Raw genomic sequence first — 20,329 nt, 5'->3', positions numbered from 1 at the left:
CTACAACGGCTTGCGCCCAACCACCGATATGTGTCCACCACCGATCAGTGTAGGAGCGGGTTCACCCGCGAATACGGTGGTGGCTGCGACGGTGAATCACCAGGGGATACTGGCCGGCACAGGCAGTAAAAAAGCAAAGCCCACCGCTAAGGGTGGGCTTGTGCTGTAACAAGGCCGATCAGCCTTTCGGTGTTTCCACCGATGCTTGCTGGTTGGCCTGCCCGGTCTGCTCGTACCAGCCACCGCCGAGCGCCTTGTACAGGTTGACCTCGCTGGTCAGCTGCGACAGGCGGTCTCCGATCAGTGCTTGCTGGGCACTGAACAGGTTGCGTTGGGCGTCGAGGAAGGTCAGGTTGCTGTCAATCCCGATGCGGTAGCGGCGTTCGGCCAGGCGGTAGTAGTCCTGGTTTGCCTGCACCAGGTCGCGCTGGGCTTGCAACTGCTCGTCGAAGGTCTTGCGCGCCGCCAGGCCATCGGAGACTTCCTGGAAGGCCGTCTGGATGGTTTTTTCGTACTTGGCGACGTTGATGTCCTTCTGGATTTTCGAGTAGTCCAGGCTGGCTTTCAGGCTGCCGGCGTTGAAGATCGGCAGGTTGATCTGCGGCTGGAACAGCCAGGTGCCCTGGCCGCCCGCGAACAGGTGGCCCATGTCGGGGCTCAGGCTGCCGGCGTTGGCGGTCAGGCTGATGCTCGGGAAGAACGCTGCGCGGGCTGCGCCAATGTTGGCGTTGGCGGCCTTGAGCAGGTGCTCGGCTTCCTGAATGTCCGGGCGACGCTGGAGGATATCCGATGGCAGGCCGGCCGGTACTTCGGCCAGTTGGTCGTCATCGAGCGCCAGCGGCTTGGCCAGGTCGGCAGGAATGCCGGTACCCAGCAGCACAGTCAGGCTGTTGACGTCCTGGGCGACCAGGCGCTGGTACTGCGAGTACTTGACCCGGGCGCCTTCCACGGCGGTGCGCGCCTGGCTGACGTCCAGGGCCGAGGCCACGCCGACTTCATTGCTGCGACGGGTGAGGTTGTAGCTTTCCTCGTAGGTCTTCAGCGTTTCTTCGGTCAGCTTGAACAGGGCCTGGTCGGCCTGCCAGGTGTAGTAGGCGTTGGCCACGCTGGCTACCAGGGCGATCTGCGTGGAACGACGCGCCTGCTCGCTGGAGAGGTAGGTTTCCAGGGCCTGCTCGGTCAGGCTGCGCACGCGGCCGAACAGGTCCAGCTCGTAGGCGCTGACGCCCAAAGTGGCCGAGTACTGGCTGGTGATGCCAGATTCACCTGTTTGCGACATGTTCGCCGGGACACGCTGGCGGCTGCCGCTGCCGGTGGCCGAAACCGCCGGGAACAGGTCGGCGCGCTGAATGCGGTATTGCGCACGGTAGGCGTCGAGGTTCAGCGCCGCAACGCGCAGGTCGCGGTTATTGACCAGCGCGGTCTGGATCAGCTGTTGCAGCGCTGGGTCGTGGAAGAACTGACGCCAGCCCTGTTCAGCAGCGGCGACATCCGCCGATTGCGTCGGCGAATAGGCAGGGCCTTGTGGCCACTGCGCAGCCACCGGCGCTTCCGGGGTCTGGTAGTCAGGGATCAGCGAGCAGCCGCCAAGAATGAAAGCGGTTACCGCCAGGGACAACAAAGACTTGGTCATTGCCCAGCCTCATAACGTGGATTTTCAGGGGTGACGTCTTTTTCCGGCTCTTTGCTGCCGAACAGCGACGACACTGCGACGAAGAACAGTGGTACCCAGAAGATAGCCAGCACGGTCGCACTGATCATGCCGCCGATCACGCCAGTACCGATGGCGTGCTGGCTGCCGGCGCCGGCGCCGCTGGCGATGGTCAACGGCACCACGCCCAGGATGAACGCCAGCGAGGTCATGATGATCGGGCGCAGACGCATGCGGCACGCTTCGATCGCTGAGTCGTACAGGCTACGGCCTTGTTCGTGCAGCTCCTTGGCGAACTCGACGATCAGAATGGCGTTTTTCGCCGCAAGACCGATGGTGGTCAACAGGCCAACCAGGAAGTACACGTCGTTGGACAGGCCGCGCAGGCTGGCGGCGATCAGTGCACCGATGATACCCAACGGTACTACCAGCACCACGGCGATCGGGATCGACCAGCTTTCGTACAGGGCTGCCAGGCACAGGAACACGAACAGTACCGAGAGAGCGAACAGCGCCGGCATCTGCGAGCCGGAGAGTTTTTCCTCGTAGGACATGCCGGTCCAGGAGAAGCCGATACCGCTTGGCAGCTCGCCAGCAATGCGCTCGACCTCGGCCATGGCTTCACCGGTACTGTAGCCAGGCGCCGGTGCACCGAGGATCTCCATCGCTTCGACACCGTTGTAACGCGACAGCTTTGGCGAGCCGTAGGTCCATTCGCCTTTGGCGAAGGAGGAGAACGGCACCATCTCGCCTGCGCCGTTGCGCACGTACCATTTTTGCAGGTCTTCCGGGCTCATCCGCGCGCTTGGTTCGCCCTGGATGTACACCTTCTTGACCCGGCCACGGTCGATGAAGTCGTTGACGTAGCTGGCGCCCAGCGCAATCGACAGGGTGTTGTTGATGTCGGCAATGGTCACGCCCAAGGCGCTGGCACGTTCGTCATCAATGGTCAGCTGGTACTGCGGTTCATCGTTCAGGCCGTTCGGTCGCACGGCGCTGAGGATCTTGCTCTGCGCGGCTTTGGCCAGGAACTGGTTGCGCGCCTCCATCAACTTCTCGTGGCCGACACCGCCGCGGTCCTGAAGGAACACGTCGAAGCCGGTGGCGTTACCCAGTTCAAGCACCGCTGGCGGGGCGAAGGCGAACACCATTGCATCGCGGAAGGTGAAGAAGTGCTGCTGGGCACGCTGTGCCAGGGCGAACACGCTGTTCTCCTTCGAGCGTTCATCCCATGGTTTGAGCATGATGAATGCCATGCCCGAGCTCTGGCCGCGGCCTGCGAAGTTGAAACCGTTGACGGTGAATACCGACGATACGGTATCGGCTTCGTCCTTGAGCAGGTATTCGCGCATCTGGTCGACCACAGCCTGTGTACGCTCGGCGCTGGAGCCGGCCGGGGTCTGCACCTGGGCGAACAGTACGCCCTGGTCTTCTTCCGGGAGGAACGCGGTAGGGATGCGGGCGAACAGCCAGATCATGCCGACCACGATCAGCGCATAGGCCAGCAGGAATGGCACCTTGTTGCGCAGGATGGTGCCTACACTGCGCTCGTAGCCATTGACGCTGCGGTCGAAGTTGCGGTTGAACCAGCCGAAGAACCCGCCTTTGGCGGTGTGGTGCTCGCCCTTCTTCAGCGGCTTGAGCATGGTAGCGCAGAGCGCCGGGGTGAAGATAAGCGCAACCAGCACCGACAGGCCCATGGCCGAGACGATGGTGATGGAGAACTGCCGGTAGATCACACCCGTGGAGCCGCCGAAGAACGCCATGGGCAGCAGTACGGCCGAGAGCACCAGGGCGATACCCACCAAGGCACCCTGGATCTGTTCCATCGAGCGCTTGGTAGCCTCCTTGGGCGGCAAGCCTTCCTCGGACATTACCCGCTCGACGTTCTCCACCACGACGATGGCGTCATCCACCAGCAAGCCGATGGCCAGGACCATGGCGAACATGGTCAGGGTGTTGATGCTGAAGCCCGCGGCGGCAAGGATGCCGAAGGTACCCAGCAATACGACCGGTACGGTCATGGTGGTGATGATGGTGGCGCGGAAGTTCTGCAGGAACAGGTACATCACCAGGAACACCAGAACCACGGCTTCGATCAGGGTGTGGATCACGCCGCTGATCGATTCGGTGACCACTGGGGTGGTGTCATACGGGAATACCGCTTTCACTCCAGGCGGGAAGAACGGTTCCAGGTCGGCGATGGTCTGGCGCAGTGCCTTGGCGGTGTCCAGGGCGTTGGCGCCGGTTGCCAGTTTTACCGCCAGGCCGGAAGCCGGCTTGCCGTTGAACTGGGCGCTGACTGCGTAGTTTTCACCCCCCAGGCCCACTTGGGCGACGTCACCCAGACGCACCTGTGAACCGTCTTTGTTGACCTTCAGCAGGATATTCTCGAACTGCTCGGCGGTTTGCAGGCGGGTCTTGCCGATGATGGTGGCGTTCAGCTGGGTGCCCGGCAGGGCTGGCAGGCCGCCGAGCTGGCCGGAGGACACCTGCACGTTCTGTGCGGCCACGGCGGTCTTGACGTCGACCGGGGTCAGCTGGAACTTGTTCAGCTTGGCCGGATCGAGCCAGATACGCATGGCGTACTGCGCACCGAACACCTGGAAGTCACCCACACCCGCAGTACGCGAGATCGGGTCCTGCATGTTCGAGACGATGTAGTTGGCCAGGTCGTCCTTGGTCATGCTGCCGTCTTCGGAGACCAGGCCGATCACCAGCAGGAAGTTCTTCACTGCTTTGGTGACGCGGATACCTTGCTGCTGCACTTCCTGCGGCAGCAGTGGGGTGGCCAGGTTCAGCTTGTTCTGTACCTGTACCTGCGCGGTGTCGGGGTTGGTGCCCTGTTCGAAGGTGGCGGTAATGGTCATGCTGCCGTCGGAGTTACTTTCCGACGACACATAACGCAGGTTGTCGATACCGTTGAGCTGCTGCTCGATCACCTGCACCACGGTGTCCTGCACGGTTTGCGCCGAGGCGCCCGGGTAGGTCACGGCGATGGCGATGGCCGGCGGCGCGATACTGGGGTACTGGTTGATCGGCAACTTCAGGATCGACAAGGCCCCGACCAGCATGATCACCAACGCGATCACCCAGGCGAAGATCGGGCGATCGATAAAGAACTTCGACATGGTTTACTCCGCTTTGGCGTCTGCTTTCGCCGCGTTGGCCTGAACAGGGCCGGCCGGCTTCTTGACGTTGGTGGCTTCGCTGACCTTCACCTCGACGCCCGGGCGCACGTACTGCAGCCCTTCGGTGATCAGGCGGTCACCCGGGTTGAGGCCTTCCTCGATCAGCCAGTCGCTACCCAAGGTGCGGCTCGCCTTGAGCTGGCGCAGTTCGACCTTGTTCTCCTGGTTGACCACCAGGGCGGTTGGTGCGCCCTTGAGGTCGCGGGTCACGCCTTGTTGCGGTGCCAGGATGGCGTTGGCGTTGACACCGGCCTTGAGCCGCGCATGCACGAACATGCCTGGCAGCAGGGTGTGATCGGGGTTGGGGAACAGGGCGCGCAGGGTCACAGAGCCTGTGGTCTCGTCGACCGCGACTTCGGAGAATTCCAGGCGGCCTTCCTGTTTGAACAGGCTGCCGTCCTCCAGCACCAACTGAACCGAGGCGGCGTTGTTGCCAGCCTTCTGCAACTGACCGCTTTCCAGGTCACGGCGCAACTTGAGCAGCTCGGCGGTGGACTGGGTAACGTCGACATAAATAGGGTCGAGCTGCTGGATGGTGGCCATGGCATCGGTCTGACCATTGCTCACCAGTGCACCTTCGGTGAACGAAGAACGGCCGATACGGCCGCTGATCGGCGCCAGAACCTTGGTGTAGCGCAGGTCGATCTGTGCGCTCTTGAGCGAAGCCTCGGCCTGCAATCGTTTGGCATTGGCGTCGTCATATTCCTGTTTGGAGACGGCCTGTTCGTCAATCAGTTGCTTGTAGCGTTCGGCCAGCGAGCGTGTAGCCAGCAGGTTGGCCTTGGCATTGGCCAGGGTGGCTTCGTACACGGCAGGGTCGATCTGATACAACTGCTGGCCTTCCTTGACCTCACTGCCTTCCTTGAACAGGCGCTTGAGGATGATGCCGTTGACCTGCGGGCGCACTTCGGCGACGCGGTAGGCACTGGTACGCCCCGGCAATTCCGAGGTGAGGGTGAAGGCTTGCGGCTGGATGGTCACGACGCCGACCTGAGGAGCCTGCGCCGCTGGCGCTGCTTCTTCTTTCTTACAGCCACTGAGCAGTGTTGCCAGGGCGACGGCGGAAACCAGAGCGGTAACGGCTGGCTTGAATTGCATGAGGATCCTCGGGTCGCTGGAGCAGGGAGACGCTCAAGAGTAATGGAAGAGATCTTGATCTGGAAAAAATGCTATCCGGTGGATAAATAGCTTGCTAAGAAATATACTTACATTCATGGTTGTTTGTAAATACTGCTGGGCTGTACTCCGGTACTGCCTCAGCGTTTGATTAGCTCATCCGAGAGGCCCCTGCAGAGGTTCCCCGGAGCGTTTCCCGCACGCGCTGCGCGTTCGGGCCAGATGAGGTTGTACTGCCATGGTCCGTAGAACCAAAGAAGAAGCCCAGGAAACCCGCGCCCAGATCATCGAGGCGGCGGAAAGGGCTTTCTACAAGCGCGGGGTTGCGCGAACCACCCTGGCCGACATCGCCGAACTGGCGGGTGTGACGCGGGGGGCGATCTACTGGCACTTCAATAACAAGGCCGAGCTGGTGCAGGCGTTGCTCGACAGCCTGCACGAGACCCATGACCATTTGGCGCGCGCTAGCGAAAGCGAGGATGAAGTCGACCCGCTTGGCTGCATGCGCAAGCTGCTGTTGCAGGTGTTCAACGAGCTGGTGCTCGATGCCCGAACCCGTCGTATCAATGAAATCCTGCATCACAAGTGCGAGTTCACCGATGATATGTGTGAAATTCGCCAGCAGCGCCAGTGTGCGGTGCTGGATTGCCACAAGGGCATCACCCTGGCGCTGGCCAATGCCGTACGCCGGGGCCAGTTGCCTGGCGAGCTGGATGTCGAGCGCGCGGCGGTGGCCCTGTTTGCCTATGTCGATGGCCTGATCGGGCGCTGGCTCTTGCTGCCTGACAGTGTCGATTTGTTGGGTGATGTCGAAAAATGGGTCGACACCGGGCTGGATATGCTGCGCTTGAGCCCGGCTCTGCGCAAATGACACTTTGTGAAGGATTGTGAGGGAGTGTTTCCCGTTTGTGTTAAGGGGGGATTAAGGGCGCGGCTGCCTTGCGGCTGTGCGCAGCACAAGGCGGCTCTTGCAGCGATTGCGCAACTTTCAGCGGCCGCGCAATTGCCGGTCGGGTAGAGCGAATGCCGCAAACAGGCCCAGCACCGCGACAAGCGCACTCCCCATCAACAGTTGTCTGAACGTCTCCAGCAACCGTCCCTGAGTCACCAGGTCCACCTCTGCGGCCTTCAAGCTCCCCAGCAACGGATTGACCGACAGTTCGAAACCACCCTGATGCAGCAGTGCCAGCAACAGGCTGGACATGCACGCCACGCCCATGGCTCCGCCCAGCGAACGGAACAGGTTGGTGGTGCTGGTGGCCACGCCGATGTCCTTGCTGGCCACCGCGCTTTGTGTGCCCACCAGCGAGGTCGGGAATTGCAGCCCGCAGGCTATGCCGGTCAGCAGCATGAACAGCGCAGCGAGCAACGCGGATTGCGGCGGAGTCAGTGCCATCGCGAAAATGGCCACTGGCATCAGCAGTGCACCGGCCAGGATCTGCGGCTTGTAGCGCCCGGTCCGGCTGGTCATGCGGCCTCCTGTGAAGGCGCCCATGGGCAGCCCCATGGCCAGCGGCAGCAGGTGCAGGGCGGCGCTGTCGGCACCGGCGCCGGTGATGCCTTGGTAACGCAAGGGCATGAGCATGGTCAGGGAAATGGACTGGAAACTGGCGAAAAAGATCACTGCCCAGCACAGCACTGCCACTCGGTTGCTGAACAGGCTGAGCGGCAGCAGCGGCTCCGGGCAGCGCCGTTCGTGGGCGATGAAAAGCGTGAGGCCAAGCAGGGCGCAGCCGAACAGCGCCAGCACGGCCGGGTCGGCCCAGGTGTGGCCCTGGCCCACCATGGTAATGCCCAGCAGCAGGCTGCCAAGGCCGAGAATCAATAGCATGGCGCCAAGGTAGTCCACCTGTGCCTCGCGACGCTGCACCGGCATGCTGCCGAGCGCACGGCGTATGGCCCACAAGGCGACCAGCCCCAGCGGCAGGTTGATCCAGAACACCCAGCGCCACGACAGGTACTCGGTCAACCAGCCGCCCAGCACTGGCCCAGCCACGCTGGCCGCGGCGTACATGCTGCTGAAGTAGCCCTGGTAGCGGCCGCGTTCGCGTGGGGGCACGAAGTCGCCAATGATTGCCTGGCTCACCGAGACCATGCCGCCTGCGCCGATACCCTGCAGTACCCGGGCCAGCACCAGTTGCGGCATGTCCTGGGCCATGGCGCAGGCAATGGAGGCCAGGGTGAACAGGCTGATGCCGGTGAGGATCATCCGGCGCCGGCCATAAAGGTCGCCCAGTTTGCCGTAGATCGGCACGGCCACGGTCATTGCCACCATGTACCCGGAAATGACCCAGGCCAGCATGCCGACATCGCTGAACTGTGCCGAGATGGCGGGCAGCGAGACGGCGACGATGGTCTGGTCCAGAGCGCCAAGGAAGATGGCGAGCATGAGGGCGGTGAGCACGTTGCGCAGGGAGGTGGGGGGCAGGGCGGCGGTCACGGGAATACCTTGTTTTGTCTATGGCAGCCTCTTCGCGGGCAAGCCTGCTCTCACAGAAGCCCCCGAATTGTACCCTGAGTTAGGTAGCTTCCTATGTACTATCTGCATCCCCTATGCAATATCGGCATTGGCGCATTCATCCAGTGCTGCATGGCTGCGTGATATCGTTGGTATGCCACAGAGGCTGAAATCCGGGGCTTGCACCAGCTTGGTGCAACATATTGCCGCAGGTTTTTCAGTCCACTGTCTCCCACACCTTTTATTCCTCTGCCTGCATGTCGAGCATGACCGCCCAGATGGCGACGGTTGGAACAGGTCAGGTAGACCCGATTACAGGGGTCGGTAGTTACCGTTCAAATTTCAACATTATTGCGGAGTGATCATGCCCAAGGCTTCCCACCAAGATCTGCGTTTTGCCTTCCGCGAGCTGCTCGCTTCAGGTTCCTGTTTCCACACTGCCTCGGTGTTCGACCCGATGTCGGCACGCATTGCCGCAGACCTGGGCTTCGAAGTCGGTATCCTCGGCGGTTCGGTCGCCTCGTTGCAGGTGTTGGCTGCTCCGGACTTCGCTCTGATCACCCTCAGCGAGTTCGTCGAGCAGGCCACCCGCATTGGTCGGGTCGCGCAACTGCCGGTACTGGCCGACGCCGACCACGGCTATGGCAACGCACTGAACGTGATGCGCACGGTGACCGAACTGGAGCGCGCCGGTGTGGCCGCGCTGACCATCGAGGACACCCTGCTGCCTGCCCAGTTCGGGCGCAAGTCTACCGACCTGATCCCGGTCGAGGAGGGGGTTGGCAAGATCCGCGCGGCGCTGGAGGCACGAGTCGATTCGTCCCTGTCGATCATTGCCCGTACCAACGCGGGCGTACTCAGCACCGAAGAAATCATCGTGCGTACCCAGAGCTACCAGAAGGCGGGCGCTGATGGTATTTGCATGGTAGGGGTCAAGGACTTCGAGCAGCTCGAGCAGATTGCCGAGCACCTGACGGTGCCGCTGATGCTGGTCACCTATGGCAACCCGAACCTGCGCGATGACGAACGCCTGGCGCGTCTGGGCGTGCGCATCGTGGTCGATGGCCATGCGGCTTACTTTGCCGCGATCAAGGCCACTTACGACTGCCTGCGGCTGCAGCGTGGCCGGCAGAACAAGTCGGAAAACCTCAGTGCCACCGAACTCTCGCACACCTACACCCAGCCTGAAGACTACATTCGCTGGGCCAAGGAATACATGAGCGTCGAAGAGTGATCGGCAGGGCGCCGTCCATTCAACGGACGGCGCTCAAGGTTGCACTCCACAGTCGGCCATTGAGTCGCCTGCTTCGCGGGCATGCCCGCTCCCACTGGTACCGCACAGATCCCAAGGCATGTGCATACCTGTGGGCGACCCCGCGAAAGGGCTGTCACAGGCTGGCCTGGCCCTCCAGCCAGTCCAGTAATTCGAGCAACCCCGGCGGCAAGCTTCTGGCCTGGCTCACCAGGTAATACCCCTTGCCCGTCAGCACCTTCAGCGCAAACGGCATGCACAACCGCCCACCGCGCAGGTCATCGCCAATCAGCGACCAGTCACCGATCGCCACCCCTGTGCCCTGCGAAGCCATGGCCATCGCCATGTCCAGTGTCTCGAAATGCTGTTTGGGTCCATGTGTGGCCAGCGTCACTCCAGCCGCCTGCAACCACAACCGCCAGTCGTGTTCATCCCGCGAGGGGTGCAGCAGCATGTGCCTGGCCAGGTCTTCCACCTGCTGCAACGGCACTGGCCCTTCACGCAGTGACGGTGCGCACACCGGGGTCAGTTGCTCATCGAACAGTTTGCGCACGTGTAGCCCGTGGTTTGGCGCATTGCCATAGACCACCGCTGCATCGAAGCCCTCGCGACGCAAATCCACCCCGTGCTGCACGGTCGTGGTCAGCTCAACCGGCACATCCGGGCGCAGTGCCTGCCATTCCATCAGGCGCGGCAGCAGCCAACGCATCACACAGGTGGGGGCCTTGAGCTGCAGGGTGGTGCTGTGCTCGCCCACTTCGCGCACCCCTTGTTCGATCAGCGCGAACACCTGCTGCACCCGCGGCAGCCAGTCCAGGCCTTCACGGGTCAGGCTTAACCCGCGTGCCTCGCGCTTGAACAGGGCATAACCCAGGTGTTCTTCGAGGGATGCAATCTGGCGGCTGACAGCGCCTTGGGTGATGTGCAACTGCTGCCCGGCGCGGGTGAAGTTGCACTGCTGGGCGGTGACCAGAAACGTGTGCAGGGCAGGCAGGGGCGGGAGGCGTTTCATTGCAGTAAGCCATGATCACAGGACATGGCTAGTATGTGTTTTTTTACATTGTGGCGATAGCCGTGGCTTGGGTCCAATAAGGGCATACCCCAACACGATTCATGGTGATCCCTGATGGCAACCTGCGGCGAAGTACTGGTCAAACTCCTTGAAGGCTATGGCGTCGATCATGTCTTCGGCATCCCCGGTGTACATACCGTGGAGCTCTATCGTGGCCTGGCGGGCTCTTCCATTCGCCACATCACCCCACGTCATGAGCAAGGTGCCGGGTTCATGGCTGACGGCTATGCGCGCACCCGCGGCAAACCCGGGGTGTGCTTCATTATCACCGGGCCGGGCATGACCAATATCACCACTGCCATGGGCCAGGCCTATGCCGACTCGATCCCGATGCTGGTGATTTCCAGCGTGCAGTCCCGTGACCAGTTGGGCGGTGGCCGTGGCAAGCTGCACGAGCTGCCCAACCAAGCGGCGCTGGTATCGGGTGTGGCAGCGTTTTCCCACACTTTGATGAGTGCAGCCGACTTGCCGCAAGTGCTGGCCCGGGCATTTGCCGTGTTCGACAGTGCCCGGCCGCGTCCGGTACATATCGAAATCCCGCTCGATGTGCTGGTTGAACCGGCCGACTTCCTGCTGCCGGGACGCCCTGTACGGGGTAGTCGGGCAGGGGCTGCACCTCAGGCCGTGGCGCAGATGGCTGAGCGACTGGCCAGTGCACGTCGGCCGCTGATTCTGGCCGGTGGCGGGGCGTTGGCTGCGGGCGCTGCGCTGGCACGCCTGGCCGAACACCTTCAGGCCCCGGTGGCGCTGACCATCAATGCCAAAGGCTTGCTGCCTGCCAGCCACCCATTGCAGATCGGCTCGACCCAGTCGTTACCGGCCACACGGGCGCTGGTGGCCGAGGCTGACGTGGTGCTGGCGATCGGCACCGAACTGGCCGAAACCGATTATGACGTGACCTTCAAGGGAGGCTTCGAGATCCCGGGCAGTCTGCTGCGCATTGACATCGACCCGGACCAGACCGTGCGCAATTATCTGCCGGAGCTGGCGCTGGTAGCCGATGCCGAGCTGGCTGCCGAAGCGCTGCTCGGTGCCCTGCAAGCCCAGCCGCAGCCAGTGTACGAAAGCACTTGGGGCGTGGCCCGCGTGGCCAATCTGCGCAAGGTCCTGGCGGCAGACTGGGACCAGCCCACCCTGAGCCAGACGCGCTTGCTGAGCGCCATACTAGAGCGCCTGCCGAATGCGATTCTGGTGGGCGACTCGACCCAACCTGTGTACACCGGCAACCTGACACTTGACATGGAGCAGCCACGCCGCTGGTTCAACGCCTCGACCGGTTACGGCACTTTGGGTTACGCGTTGCCAGCAGCCATGGGCGCCTGGTTGGGCAGTGCCGAGCAGGCCGTCGAACGCGCCCCGGCGGTGTGCCTGATTGGTGATGGTGGTTTGCAGTTCACCCTGCCGGAACTGGCCAGTGCAGTGGAGGCGCAGGTCCCGCTGATCGTACTGCTGTGGAATAACCAGGGGTACGAGGAAATCAAGAAATACATGGTCAATCGGGCGATCGAGCCGGTCGGGGTGGATATCCATACCCCGGATTTCATCGGCGTGGCGCGGGCGTTGGGCGCGGCAGCAGAGAACGTGGCCGATATCGCCCAATTGCAGGCCGCGCTCGGGCAAGCGGTGGAGCGCACGGGGCCGACCTTGATTCAGGTGGATCAGAATCAGTGGCAGGCCGCGGTGTTGGGTTGAAGCATTGCGATTGCCTGTATCGGCCTCTCGCGCCTGCAGGCAGCGCGCAATTTTCGCATCTGTGCAAAAACCTGTAGGAGCGGGTTTACCCGCGAAAGCGCCGGTGCAGGCGAATGTTGAGCTTCAGACCGCAGTAGCCCGCAACCGAGCCACATCACGAATCGGCGGCGCGCCGTAAAGCCGGCTGTATTCACGGCTGAACTGCGACGGGCTTTCATAACCCACCCGATAAGCCGCCACCGCCGCCTCCAGCCCGTCGTTCAACATCAGTCGCCGGGCTTCCTGCAGGCGCAGTTGCTTCTGGTACTGCAATGGGCTCATCGAGGTCACCGCCTTGAAGCGGTGGTGCAAGGTCGAGGTGCTGAGGTTGACCTCACGTGCCAGGTCCTCGATACGCAGCGGCTGTTGGAAGTTGTTGTTGAGCCAGGTGATGGCCTGGCAAACCCGATGGGTCTGGCTGTTGGCCAAGGCAATTTCATACAGCCGGTAACCCTGCGGCCCACGCAGCAGGCGGTAGAGAATCTCGCGGCGGAACAGCGGCGCCAGCATTGCGATATCGCGGGGGGTGTCAAGCAGGCGCAGCAACCGCAGCAGGGCATCGAGCAATGCGGCATCTGTCCTTTCCACGTACAAACCACGGCCGGAAGGTCGATTGGGTACCAGCATCGGTCCGCTCTCGGCGATCAGTTGGCTGATCTCGGCCGGGTCCAGGTCCATGCGCAGGCCCAGGCTTGGGTTCTCGGGGCTGGCATCCAGCCTCACGGCACTGAGCGGCAAGGTCACCGAAACGACCATGTAATGCAGTGGGTCGTAGGCGTACTGCTCGTCACCCAGGAACAGGCTTTTGCTGCCTTGGGCAAGGATGCACAGGGCAGGCTGCGCCAGGGTGGGCACAGAACGCACATTTTCGGTGTAGCGCACCAGGTGCAGGTCATCGATGGCCGATGCCGGGCCATGGGGCTCGCCCGCGTGGCGGTTGATCAGCTCGGCCAGCTCCAGGCGCTGCAGTTCCAGGGTCGGTTCGGTGGACGTGGCGGTGGTCATGATGGCTTTCCTCTGCTGACCGACGCAGCATAGGTTTGGGCAAAGACGGGCGCTAGTCGAAAGCTGCATGTCGATTGCCTGATCCTGCCGCGCTGCAGGATCAGGCAATCGACGTGCAGTAATGGCCTAACGCGCCGCGCGGGTGAGCGCCTAACCTTGGCAGCCTGGCTTTTCCGTCCGCCTGCTTCAAGGAGATTGTGCAATGACCCTTAACCAACCGGTCACCCACCTTGCTTTCATCCGTGCCAGCAGCGGGCGCTCGGCAGAGCTGGGCGCGCGCCTGCGTGACCTGCTTGAGCCCTCGCGGCGTACACCGGGTTGCCTGAGTTTTACCGTGCAGCGTTCGCAGGCTGATGCTGACCTGTGGTTGCTCAGCGGAAGCTGGCAGGACCAGCAGGCGATGAGTGGTTACTTTGCTTCGCCGACACTGGAGGTGTTCGGTGAGCTGGTGCAGGCCCAGGTGGTCAGCAGCCTGGACTTGCATACCTTCGATTGAGCGTGGATGAGGTAAAGTGACGCCCTTGTTCAATCACGCGGACAGCAACATGGCACGTAGGGAATTCACTCATTTCGAAGCGGTATCGGCGATGGTGCCGGTGGAAGGTGGCGGCTACAACGCAGCCATCGCGGTCAAAGCCTTGGGTATGGGCGGCGCACCGCGCTTTCACAAGGTTCTCGACGGGCAGGTGTTCAAGGGCGCCGTGGCCGCCGACGAAGCGGCCACCGCCGAGCTGCAACGCCTGCAGGGCGTCAGCGAAGAGGGTGAGCTGGTCTGGTGATCAGGCCGGTGGCCGGGCCATCTTGAACAGGTTGCCCAGCTCGAAATAATCCGCCGGGCCACCCCCCCGCAGAATAGGCTCGGCGGCAGCGGTATCGTAGATGCCGTTGTTCAGCAGGTGTTCGGCAATGTGCACCGCCACCACTTCCCCGAGGATAAGCCAGCTGGGCACCTGTTCCTGGTCGGCGCGCTTGAGCTGGACGATCTGGCTGACCTTGCACTCGAAGGCTACCGGCGTTTCACCCACGCGCGGCACCTTGACGATGCTCGACGGTGCGGCAGTGAGGCCGCTCAATTCGAATTCGTTTACTTCGGCAGCAACCGGTGCGCAGCTCAGGTTCATTTGCTCGGCCAGGGGGCGGGTGGCCAGGTTCCAGACGAACTCACCGGTCTGCTCGATGTTGTTCAGGCTGTCTTTGCGCCCGACGCTGCAGAAACCGATGATCGGCGGGATGTAGTTGAACGCATTGAAGAAGCTGTAAGGCGCCAGGTTCAGGCGGCCTTCGCGGTCCTGAGAGGAGATCCAGCCGATCGGGCGGGGACCGACGATGGCATTGAACGGGTCGTGCGGCAGGCCGTGGCCTTTGGCGGGTTCGTAGTAATACATCTGTGCTGGCCTTGTTGGCCCTACCTCCTGGTGGACAAGGTGCCTAGTGTGCCAAGCCTGAGCTCGCGTGCAAATGATCAAGCCCGGCCGAAGCCGGGCTGGGTGCTCGCAATCAGGTATCAGCTGATGCGGTGCGCGTTGGTGCGGTTGAAGCCATCTTCGGCAAAACGTTGGCCGCCGGTGCGATCAAAGCCGTCTTCGGCGAAGCGTTGGCCGCCGGTGCGATCGAAGCCGTCTTCGGCGAAGCGTTGGCCGCCGGTGCGATCGAAGCCGTCTTCAGCGTAGCTGGCGGGCTGGGTTTGAGCCGCGGCAAAGGTGTGAGCGTCGGTCCGGTCGAAGCCATCTTCGGCGAAGGCGCCAGCTGCGAAAACCGAGAGGGCCAGGGTAAGGATCAGTTTGTTTTTCATGGTCGTTGCTCCAGGGGTTTGTGAGTTGTTTGTTTCTATGGTTTTAATCCTACGCCGAATAATTTGATTAAAAAGAGCAAAAAACAGCGCTTAATAATCTATTTATTCGATGTGTTTGGGCGCGTATGTCGTGCTTCAGGCCGCAAGCCTGGCTAGGGAGCGTCCTTGCGGGCGCCAACGTTCTGCCAGCCATTGCAGCTTGATGAGGTGGAATTAATAGGGCGTTAAGAAGGAAAAGTCTGAATAGAAAAGGGGCGCTCCATGCAATGGAGCGCCCCTTTTAGTACTGCCAGGCCAGCGTTACTCAGTGGTAATCCGCGAGTGCTGCTTGGTGTCCTTCATGGTCGCGTAGACCAGCAGCGAGCAGGCGATACAGGCGGTGACGTACCAGTAGAAGCCGCTCTCCATCCCAGCGCTCTTGAACCACAGGGCCACATATTCGGCGGTGCCACCGAAGATCGACACGGTCAGGGCATACGGCAGGCCCACGCCCAGGGCGCGAATCTCGGTAGGGAACAGCTCGGCTTTGACCACGGCGTTGATCGAGGTATAGCCGCTTACGATGATCAGCGCTGCCATGATCAGGAAGAACGCACCCCACCAGCTCTGGATGGTGTGCAGGGTGCTGAGGATAGGGACGGTGAACAGGGTGCCGAGCACACCGAAGGCGATCAGGATTGGACGGCGGCCGATCTTGTCGGAGAGACCACCGATCACCGGCTGCAGGCACATGAACAGGAACAGCGTGGCGGCCGAGATGGTGGTCGAGTCACTGATGCTCATGCCTACGGTGTTGACCAGGTACTTCTGCATGTAGGTGGTGTAGGTGTAGAAGGCCAGGGTACCGCCCATGGTCAGACCGACGACGGTCATCAGTTCCTTGGGGTGACGCAGCAGGGTGCGCATCAGGCTTTCCTTGGCCTTTTCCTTCTTGGTGAACGAGGCGGTTTCTTCCATGCCGCGACGCAGGTACAGGGCCACCACCGCGCACAGCGCACCGATCACGAACGGCACGCGCCAGCCCCAGGCGTACAACTGCTCGGTGGTCAGGGTCTGTTGCAGGACGATCAGTACCGCCAGGGCGATGAGCTGGCCGGAGATCAGGGTCACGTACTGGAAGCTGGAGAAGAAACCACGGCGCTCCTTGCTGGCCATTTCGCTGAGGTAGGTGGCCGAGGTGCCGTATTCACCACCCACCGACAGGCCCTGCAGCAGGCGCGCGATGACCAGCAGGACAGGTGCGGCGACGCCGATGGTTTCGTAACCCGGGGTCAGGGCGATGACCAGCGAGCCGGCGCACATGAGCAGGACCGACGCCATCAGCGCGGCCTTGCGGCCCTTGCGGTCGGCGTACAGGCCCATCAGCCAGCCACCGATCGGGCGCATGAGGAAGCCCACGGCGAAGATCGCGGCGGTATTGAGCAGTTGTGCGGTGGAGTCGCCGGCCGGGAAGAAGGCCTTGGCGAAGTACAGCGAGAATGCGGCGTAGACGTACCAGTCGTACCATTCGACCATGTTGCCGATGGACCCGCTGAAAATCGACTTCAAGCGGCTGGCGGTGGTTTTTTCTGCGGCAGGCGCGGTGGCCGCCCCGGCGGGCAGGGAGGTGGCGTTATCCATCAGGGATACCTTCTCGTTGTTTTTGTGGAGCGCGCCGTGGCGCAGCTTGCCAAGGCAATTGCAGAAGGTGTGCCAAATGGGTGCGGGCTGATTCATTTGAGGGCATCAAATACCCCAAGCCGGCACAGTAGTGGGCCTTGCGCCGCCCTATGCAGGCGCGGGCCTGACCGCGAAGGGCTGCAAAGCAGTCCGAAATCTCGATGTGATGAGCAGTTTTTCGCCTACCAGGTCCTGGTCATAAGCGGATTTCCGCTCATGCCTGCCCAATAAAATCCTCGCGCACCAGCCCATGCCGTTGCATCTTCTCGTTAAGCGTGCGCCGCGGCAGTTGCAACGCCTCCATCACCGACTTGATCTCGCCCCCATGCTGACGCAAGGCCGCACGCAGGCATTGCGCCTCGAATGCTTCCATTTGCTCGCCCAGCGACTGCCCGGCAGGTGCAACCTCGATGTTTGGCGAACCCAGCCCCAACGCATGCCGCTCCGCCGCATTGGCCAGCTCACGCACGTTGCCAGGCCAGTCATGTGACAGCAGCTGCGCCAGCTGTGCACCCGATAGCGGCGGGGCAGCGCGACCAAGCTTTTCACCGGCAGCACGGGCAAAGTGTTCGAACAGCAGCGGAATATCCTCCCGCCGCTCGCGCAGCGGTGCCAGGCGCAATTCGGCCACATTCAGGCGGTAGGCCAGGTCTTCGCGGAAGCGCCCGGCACGAGCCTCCCCGAGCAGGTCGGGCTTGGTCGCCGCAATGATGCGCAGGTCCACGCTGATGCTCTGGTTGGCCCCCAGGCGCTCCAACTTCTGCTCCTGAATCACCCGCAACAGCTTGGCTTGTTGGGCCAGTGGCATGCTCTCGATTTCGTCGAGGAACACGGTGCCACCGTTGGCGTACTCCAGCTTGCCGATCCGTTTACCCTGGGCGCCCGTGAAGGCACCGCTCTCATGGCCGAACAGTTCGGCCTCGAACAGCGATTCGGGGATGGCCGCGCAGTTAAGGGCTACAAAGGGCTTGGCGGCGCGAGGACCAAAGTCGTGCAGGCAGCGGGCCACCCGCTCCTTGCCACTGCCGGTTTCACCGCGGATCAGTACGTTTACCGGCAGGCTGGCCAGGTCCAGGACTTGCCGGCGCAGCTGTTGCAGGCCCTGGGACATGCCCAGCAGCGTGACTTCCAGGCGTGACTTGAGGTCGGCCTGCTCGTGGAGCCGGCGGTTCTCCAGCACCAGCTGGCGCTTTTCCAGGGCGCGATGCAGGCTGCCCAGCAAGTCTTGCGGCGTGAAGGGTTTTTCCAGGAAGTCATAGGCCCCGCTGCGCATGGCTTCTACCGCCATCGGTACATCACCGTGACCGGTCAGCAGAATCACGGGCAGGTCGGGGTCGTTCGCTTGCAGGCGTTCGAGCAATTGCAGGCCATCCATACCCGGCATGCGTACATCGCTGATGATCACCCCAGGGAAGTGCTGCGGCAGGTGCGCCAGGCACTCTTCGGCGCGAGCGAACAACTGCACGCTGAAGCCTGACAGGCTCAGCCATTGCTCGACAGCAGTGCGGATACTGGCTTCATCATCGACGACGATCACCGAATTCAACATACAGGCTCCAGGTCACGGGGCAGGGTAAGGCTCAGGCGCGCGCCGCCAGGCAGGTTTTCGGCCCGCAGCTGGCCGCCGGCCTCATGGACGATGCCGTAAGAAATGGCCAGGCCCAGCCCTAGCCCTTCCCCCACCGGTTTGGTGGTGAAGAACGGGTCGAAGACCTTGGGCAGGTCGGCTTCGGCAATGCCGCCACCCGAGTCGAGCACGCTCAGGCGCCATAGCTCTCCGTCGGGTTCGATGCGGATCTCCAGGCGTTTGTAGCGCTTGTCGATCATCGCGTCGAGTGCATTGTGCAGGAGGTTTATCAGCACCTGCTCCAGGCGTATGGCATCGCCGCGTACCCAGGCCGGGCGTGCCAGGTACAGAGCCACCTCCACTTCCTCGCTGCGAATGCGCGCTTCCAGCAGGTGCAAGGCCTGATCGACCACGGTTGCCAGGTCGAGGCGTTCGCGCAGGCCCATCGGGCTGTTGCGGGCAAAGGTTTTCAGGTGGCTGGTCAGTGCTGCCATGCGCGTGAGCATCTGTTCCAGCGGCTCCAGCGCTTGCCGTGCTTCGTCGTGGCGACCATGGTCAAGCAGCAGGCGCAGGGTCTCCAGCTGCATACGTTGGGTGGTCAGCGGTTGGTTGATTTCGTGGGCCATGGCCGCCGACATCTGCCCGAGTGCGGCCAGCTTGGCTGATTGCACCAGGCCTTCCTGGGCAGTGCGCAGCTCGCGGGTGCGCTCCTCGACCTGGCGTTCGAGTTCTTGCCGGCTGCGCTGGCGCAGGCGTGCCAGGCGCAGGCGTTGGCTGACGAAAAGGACGGCGAACACCAGGCTCAGCCAGACGGCGGCGGCGCCAAGCGCGGCATTACGGCCGTCGGCAGCGACCTGCGGTTTGCGCAGCAGGTGCAAGGTCCAGTTTTCGCCTTCCAGCGGCAGGCTTTCCCACAAGTACTCGGTGCTACCCTCGGGGCCTTGCACGCGGCTAAGGGTGCTGTAGGGGGCAAACCGCGTCAGCACCTGATGCTGGAGCGGCACCAGCGGTTGCTTGTCGTACTGACGGGTTTCGGCCAGCTCGGCACGGTCGGCACCACTGAGCGGCTGAAGCTCGCGGTAGCGCCAGCCATCCTGGTTTGCAATGAAAGTAATACCGCGGGCGTCGCTGACCAACAGGATATCGTTGCCCTGTCGCCACTCGCGTTCCAGCTCGGGGAATTCCAGCTTCACCACCATGGCGCCAAGGAAGCGGCCGTGCTCGTCGTTCACCGCGCTGGCGAGAAAGTAGCCCGGCACGCCACTGGTCACGCCCACGGCATAGAAGCGGCCACTGCCCTGGCTGCGGGTTTGCTTGAAGTAGGGACGGAAACCGTAGTTGGAGCCGACGTAGCTGCTGGGCAGCCGCCAATTGCTGGCGGCAATGGCCAGGCCGGTGCGGTCGAGCAGTTCGAGGGTGGAGGAATTGGCGGCGCCATTGATGCGTTCGAGCTTGTGGTTCAGGGCGTTCTGAACGCCTTCATCGATCGGGCCGCGCAAGGCTGCGATCAGCTCCGGGTCCAGCGCCAGCACGGCGGGGAGGGCGCGGTAGCGCTCGATCAGGGTGTGCAGTGCGTTGGCGTACAGGCCCAGTTGCTGGCTGGCACGCTTGGCGTCGTCTTCCATGGCCTGGCGCTTGGCCTGGTGCATGGCCCAGCCGGCGCTGAGTGCGGTACCCAGCACGATCAGCAGGGTGATCAGCCCCAGACGCAGGGCGCGAAAGGAAAAGGGCATTGGGGGCGGATCCGGTGGTGGGATATCGGGGCCGGCCTCTTCGCGGGTAAACCCGCTCCTACAGGTACTCTGCAGCACCTGCAGGAGCGGGTTTAGCCGCGA

At 62.6% G+C, this 20,329-nt stretch carries 16 protein-coding genes; 5 read left to right on the top strand and 11 right to left on the bottom strand.

The window, feature by feature from the left end; translation table 11 throughout:
* Positions 1-178: 178 nt before the first annotated feature.
* From ACYCCG_RS05495 to ttgA, 3 genes are read right to left on the bottom strand one after another with little or no spacing between them, the layout of a single operon-like run.
* Complete coding sequence (locus ACYCCG_RS05495) at positions 179-1,633, bottom strand: AdeC/AdeK/OprM family multidrug efflux complex outer membrane factor (RefSeq protein ID WP_339442998.1); 1,455 nt, start codon at positions 1,631-1,633, stop codon at positions 179-181.
* Positions 1,630-4,782, bottom strand: a complete 3,153-nt coding sequence (gene ttgB / locus ACYCCG_RS05490) for a multidrug efflux RND transporter permease subunit TtgB (protein WP_459669661.1) — start codon at positions 4,780-4,782, stop codon at positions 1,630-1,632. The genes ACYCCG_RS05495 and ttgB overlap by 4 nt, the downstream gene beginning before the upstream one ends.
* A 3-nt stretch (positions 4,783-4,785) precedes the next feature.
* Positions 4,786-5,940, bottom strand: a complete 1,155-nt coding sequence (ttgA, locus tag ACYCCG_RS05485; protein ID WP_267273654.1) for a toluene efflux RND transporter periplasmic adaptor subunit TtgA — start codon at positions 5,938-5,940, stop codon at positions 4,786-4,788.
* A 256-nt stretch (positions 5,941-6,196) separates the two neighbouring features.
* Between ttgA and ttgR the strand changes: the two genes are divergently transcribed.
* Positions 6,197-6,829, top strand: coding sequence for a TetR family transcriptional regulator (gene ttgR, locus ACYCCG_RS05480; protein WP_209963730.1), 633 nt, complete (start codon positions 6,197-6,199; stop codon positions 6,827-6,829).
* A gap of 117 nt (positions 6,830-6,946) precedes the next feature.
* Here the strand turns inward: ttgR and ACYCCG_RS05475 are convergent, their stop codons facing one another.
* A complete protein-coding gene (locus tag ACYCCG_RS05475; protein WP_176682648.1) occupies positions 6,947-8,398 on the bottom strand; it encodes a DHA2 family efflux MFS transporter permease subunit in 1,452 nt (483 codons plus the stop codon).
* A 382-nt stretch (positions 8,399-8,780) separates the two neighbouring features.
* Here ACYCCG_RS05475 and ACYCCG_RS05470 point away from each other — a divergent pair, with 382 nt between their 5' ends.
* Positions 8,781-9,650 (top strand): isocitrate lyase/PEP mutase family protein, encoded by an 870-nt coding sequence (locus ACYCCG_RS05470; RefSeq protein ID WP_103463020.1) that lies wholly within the window; start codon positions 8,781-8,783, stop codon positions 9,648-9,650.
* Positions 9,651-9,804: 154 nt separating this feature from the next.
* Here the strand turns inward: ACYCCG_RS05470 and ACYCCG_RS05465 are convergent, their stop codons facing one another.
* A complete protein-coding gene (locus ACYCCG_RS05465) occupies positions 9,805-10,680 on the bottom strand; it encodes a LysR substrate-binding domain-containing protein (RefSeq protein WP_209963733.1) in 876 nt (291 codons plus the stop codon).
* A 114-nt stretch (positions 10,681-10,794) separates the two neighbouring features.
* Here ACYCCG_RS05465 and ACYCCG_RS05460 point away from each other — a divergent pair, with 114 nt between their 5' ends.
* Positions 10,795-12,432, top strand: a complete 1,638-nt coding sequence (locus tag ACYCCG_RS05460; RefSeq protein WP_339442996.1) for a 5-guanidino-2-oxopentanoate decarboxylase — start codon at positions 10,795-10,797, stop codon at positions 12,430-12,432.
* A gap of 123 nt (positions 12,433-12,555) precedes the next feature.
* Here the strand turns inward: ACYCCG_RS05460 and ACYCCG_RS05455 are convergent, their stop codons facing one another.
* Positions 12,556-13,476, bottom strand: a complete 921-nt coding sequence (locus ACYCCG_RS05455) for an AraC family transcriptional regulator (protein WP_176682652.1) — start codon at positions 13,474-13,476, stop codon at positions 12,556-12,558.
* Between the two features lie 202 nt (positions 13,477-13,678).
* Here ACYCCG_RS05455 and ACYCCG_RS05450 point away from each other — a divergent pair, with 202 nt between their 5' ends.
* Entirely contained in the window at positions 13,679-13,972 is a 294-nt protein-coding gene (locus ACYCCG_RS05450) for a putative quinol monooxygenase (RefSeq protein WP_209963738.1), read from the top strand.
* A 16-nt stretch (positions 13,973-13,988) separates the two neighbouring features.
* A complete protein-coding gene (locus tag ACYCCG_RS05445; RefSeq protein WP_014859143.1) occupies positions 13,989-14,255 on the top strand; it encodes a hypothetical protein in 267 nt (88 codons plus the stop codon).
* Here ACYCCG_RS05445 and ACYCCG_RS05440 read toward each other — a convergent pair whose 3' ends face one another.
* From ACYCCG_RS05440 to ACYCCG_RS05420, 5 genes are all read right to left on the bottom strand, one after another.
* A complete protein-coding gene (locus ACYCCG_RS05440; protein ID WP_010952506.1) occupies positions 14,256-14,861 on the bottom strand; it encodes a flavin reductase family protein in 606 nt (201 codons plus the stop codon).
* 119 nt (positions 14,862-14,980) lie between these two features.
* Positions 14,981-15,268 carry a hypothetical protein gene (locus tag ACYCCG_RS05435; RefSeq protein ID WP_459669656.1) on the bottom strand — a complete coding sequence of 96 codons (288 nt, stop codon included), beginning with the start codon at positions 15,266-15,268 and terminating at the stop codon, positions 14,981-14,983.
* 300 nt (positions 15,269-15,568) lie between these two features.
* Positions 15,569-16,888: an MFS transporter gene (locus ACYCCG_RS05430; protein ID WP_176682656.1), complete on the bottom strand. Its 1,320-nt coding sequence runs from the start codon at positions 16,886-16,888 to the stop codon at positions 15,569-15,571.
* A gap of 253 nt (positions 16,889-17,141) precedes the next feature.
* Positions 17,142-18,476, bottom strand: coding sequence for a sigma-54-dependent transcriptional regulator (locus tag ACYCCG_RS05425; RefSeq protein ID WP_459669655.1), 1,335 nt, complete (start codon positions 18,474-18,476; stop codon positions 17,142-17,144).
* Positions 18,470-20,227 (bottom strand): sensor histidine kinase, encoded by a 1,758-nt coding sequence (locus tag ACYCCG_RS05420; RefSeq protein ID WP_176682658.1) that lies wholly within the window; start codon positions 20,225-20,227, stop codon positions 18,470-18,472. Before ACYCCG_RS05420 ends, ACYCCG_RS05425 begins: the two co-directional genes overlap by 7 nt.
* Positions 20,228-20,329: the final 102 nt, after the last annotated feature.

The sequence above is a fragment of the Pseudomonas sp. VEM90 genome, assembly GCF_054611535.1.
This window is presented reverse-complemented; position numbering and strand designations above follow the sequence as displayed.

What these genes read in the sequence shown, in the direction of transcription:
- ttgB (WP_459669661.1), bottom strand. Translation starts at nt 4,782, where the DNA reads ATGTCGAAGTTCTTTATCGATCGCCCGATCTTCGCCTGGGTGATCGCG.
- ttgA (WP_267273654.1), bottom strand. Translation starts at nt 5,940, where the DNA reads ATGCAATTCAAGCCAGCCGTTACCGCTCTGGTTTCCGCCGTCGCCCTG.
- ACYCCG_RS05495 (WP_339442998.1), bottom strand. Translation starts at nt 1,633, where the DNA reads ATGACCAAGTCTTTGTTGTCCCTGGCGGTAACCGCTTTCATTCTTGGC.
- ACYCCG_RS05425 (WP_459669655.1), bottom strand. Translation starts at nt 18,476, where the DNA reads ATGTTGAATTCGGTGATCGTCGTCGATGATGAAGCCAGTATCCGCACT.
- ttgR (WP_209963730.1), top strand. Translation starts at nt 6,197, where the DNA reads ATGGTCCGTAGAACCAAAGAAGAAGCCCAGGAAACCCGCGCCCAGATC.
- ACYCCG_RS05435 (WP_459669656.1), bottom strand. Translation starts at nt 15,268, where the DNA reads ATGAAAAACAAACTGATCCTTACCCTGGCCCTCTCGGTTTTCGCAGCT.
- ACYCCG_RS05465 (WP_209963733.1), bottom strand. Translation starts at nt 10,680, where the DNA reads ATGAAACGCCTCCCGCCCCTGCCTGCCCTGCACACGTTTCTGGTCACC.
- ACYCCG_RS05460 (WP_339442996.1), top strand. Translation starts at nt 10,795, where the DNA reads ATGGCAACCTGCGGCGAAGTACTGGTCAAACTCCTTGAAGGCTATGGC.
- ACYCCG_RS05430 (WP_176682656.1), bottom strand. Translation starts at nt 16,888, where the DNA reads ATGGATAACGCCACCTCCCTGCCCGCCGGGGCGGCCACCGCGCCTGCC.
- ACYCCG_RS05450 (WP_209963738.1), top strand. Translation starts at nt 13,679, where the DNA reads ATGACCCTTAACCAACCGGTCACCCACCTTGCTTTCATCCGTGCCAGC.
- ACYCCG_RS05455 (WP_176682652.1), bottom strand. Translation starts at nt 13,476, where the DNA reads ATGACCACCGCCACGTCCACCGAACCGACCCTGGAACTGCAGCGCCTG.
- ACYCCG_RS05470 (WP_103463020.1), top strand. Translation starts at nt 8,781, where the DNA reads ATGCCCAAGGCTTCCCACCAAGATCTGCGTTTTGCCTTCCGCGAGCTG.
- ACYCCG_RS05440 (WP_010952506.1), bottom strand. Translation starts at nt 14,861, where the DNA reads ATGTATTACTACGAACCCGCCAAAGGCCACGGCCTGCCGCACGACCCG.
- ACYCCG_RS05420 (WP_176682658.1), bottom strand. Translation starts at nt 20,227, where the DNA reads ATGCCCTTTTCCTTTCGCGCCCTGCGTCTGGGGCTGATCACCCTGCTG.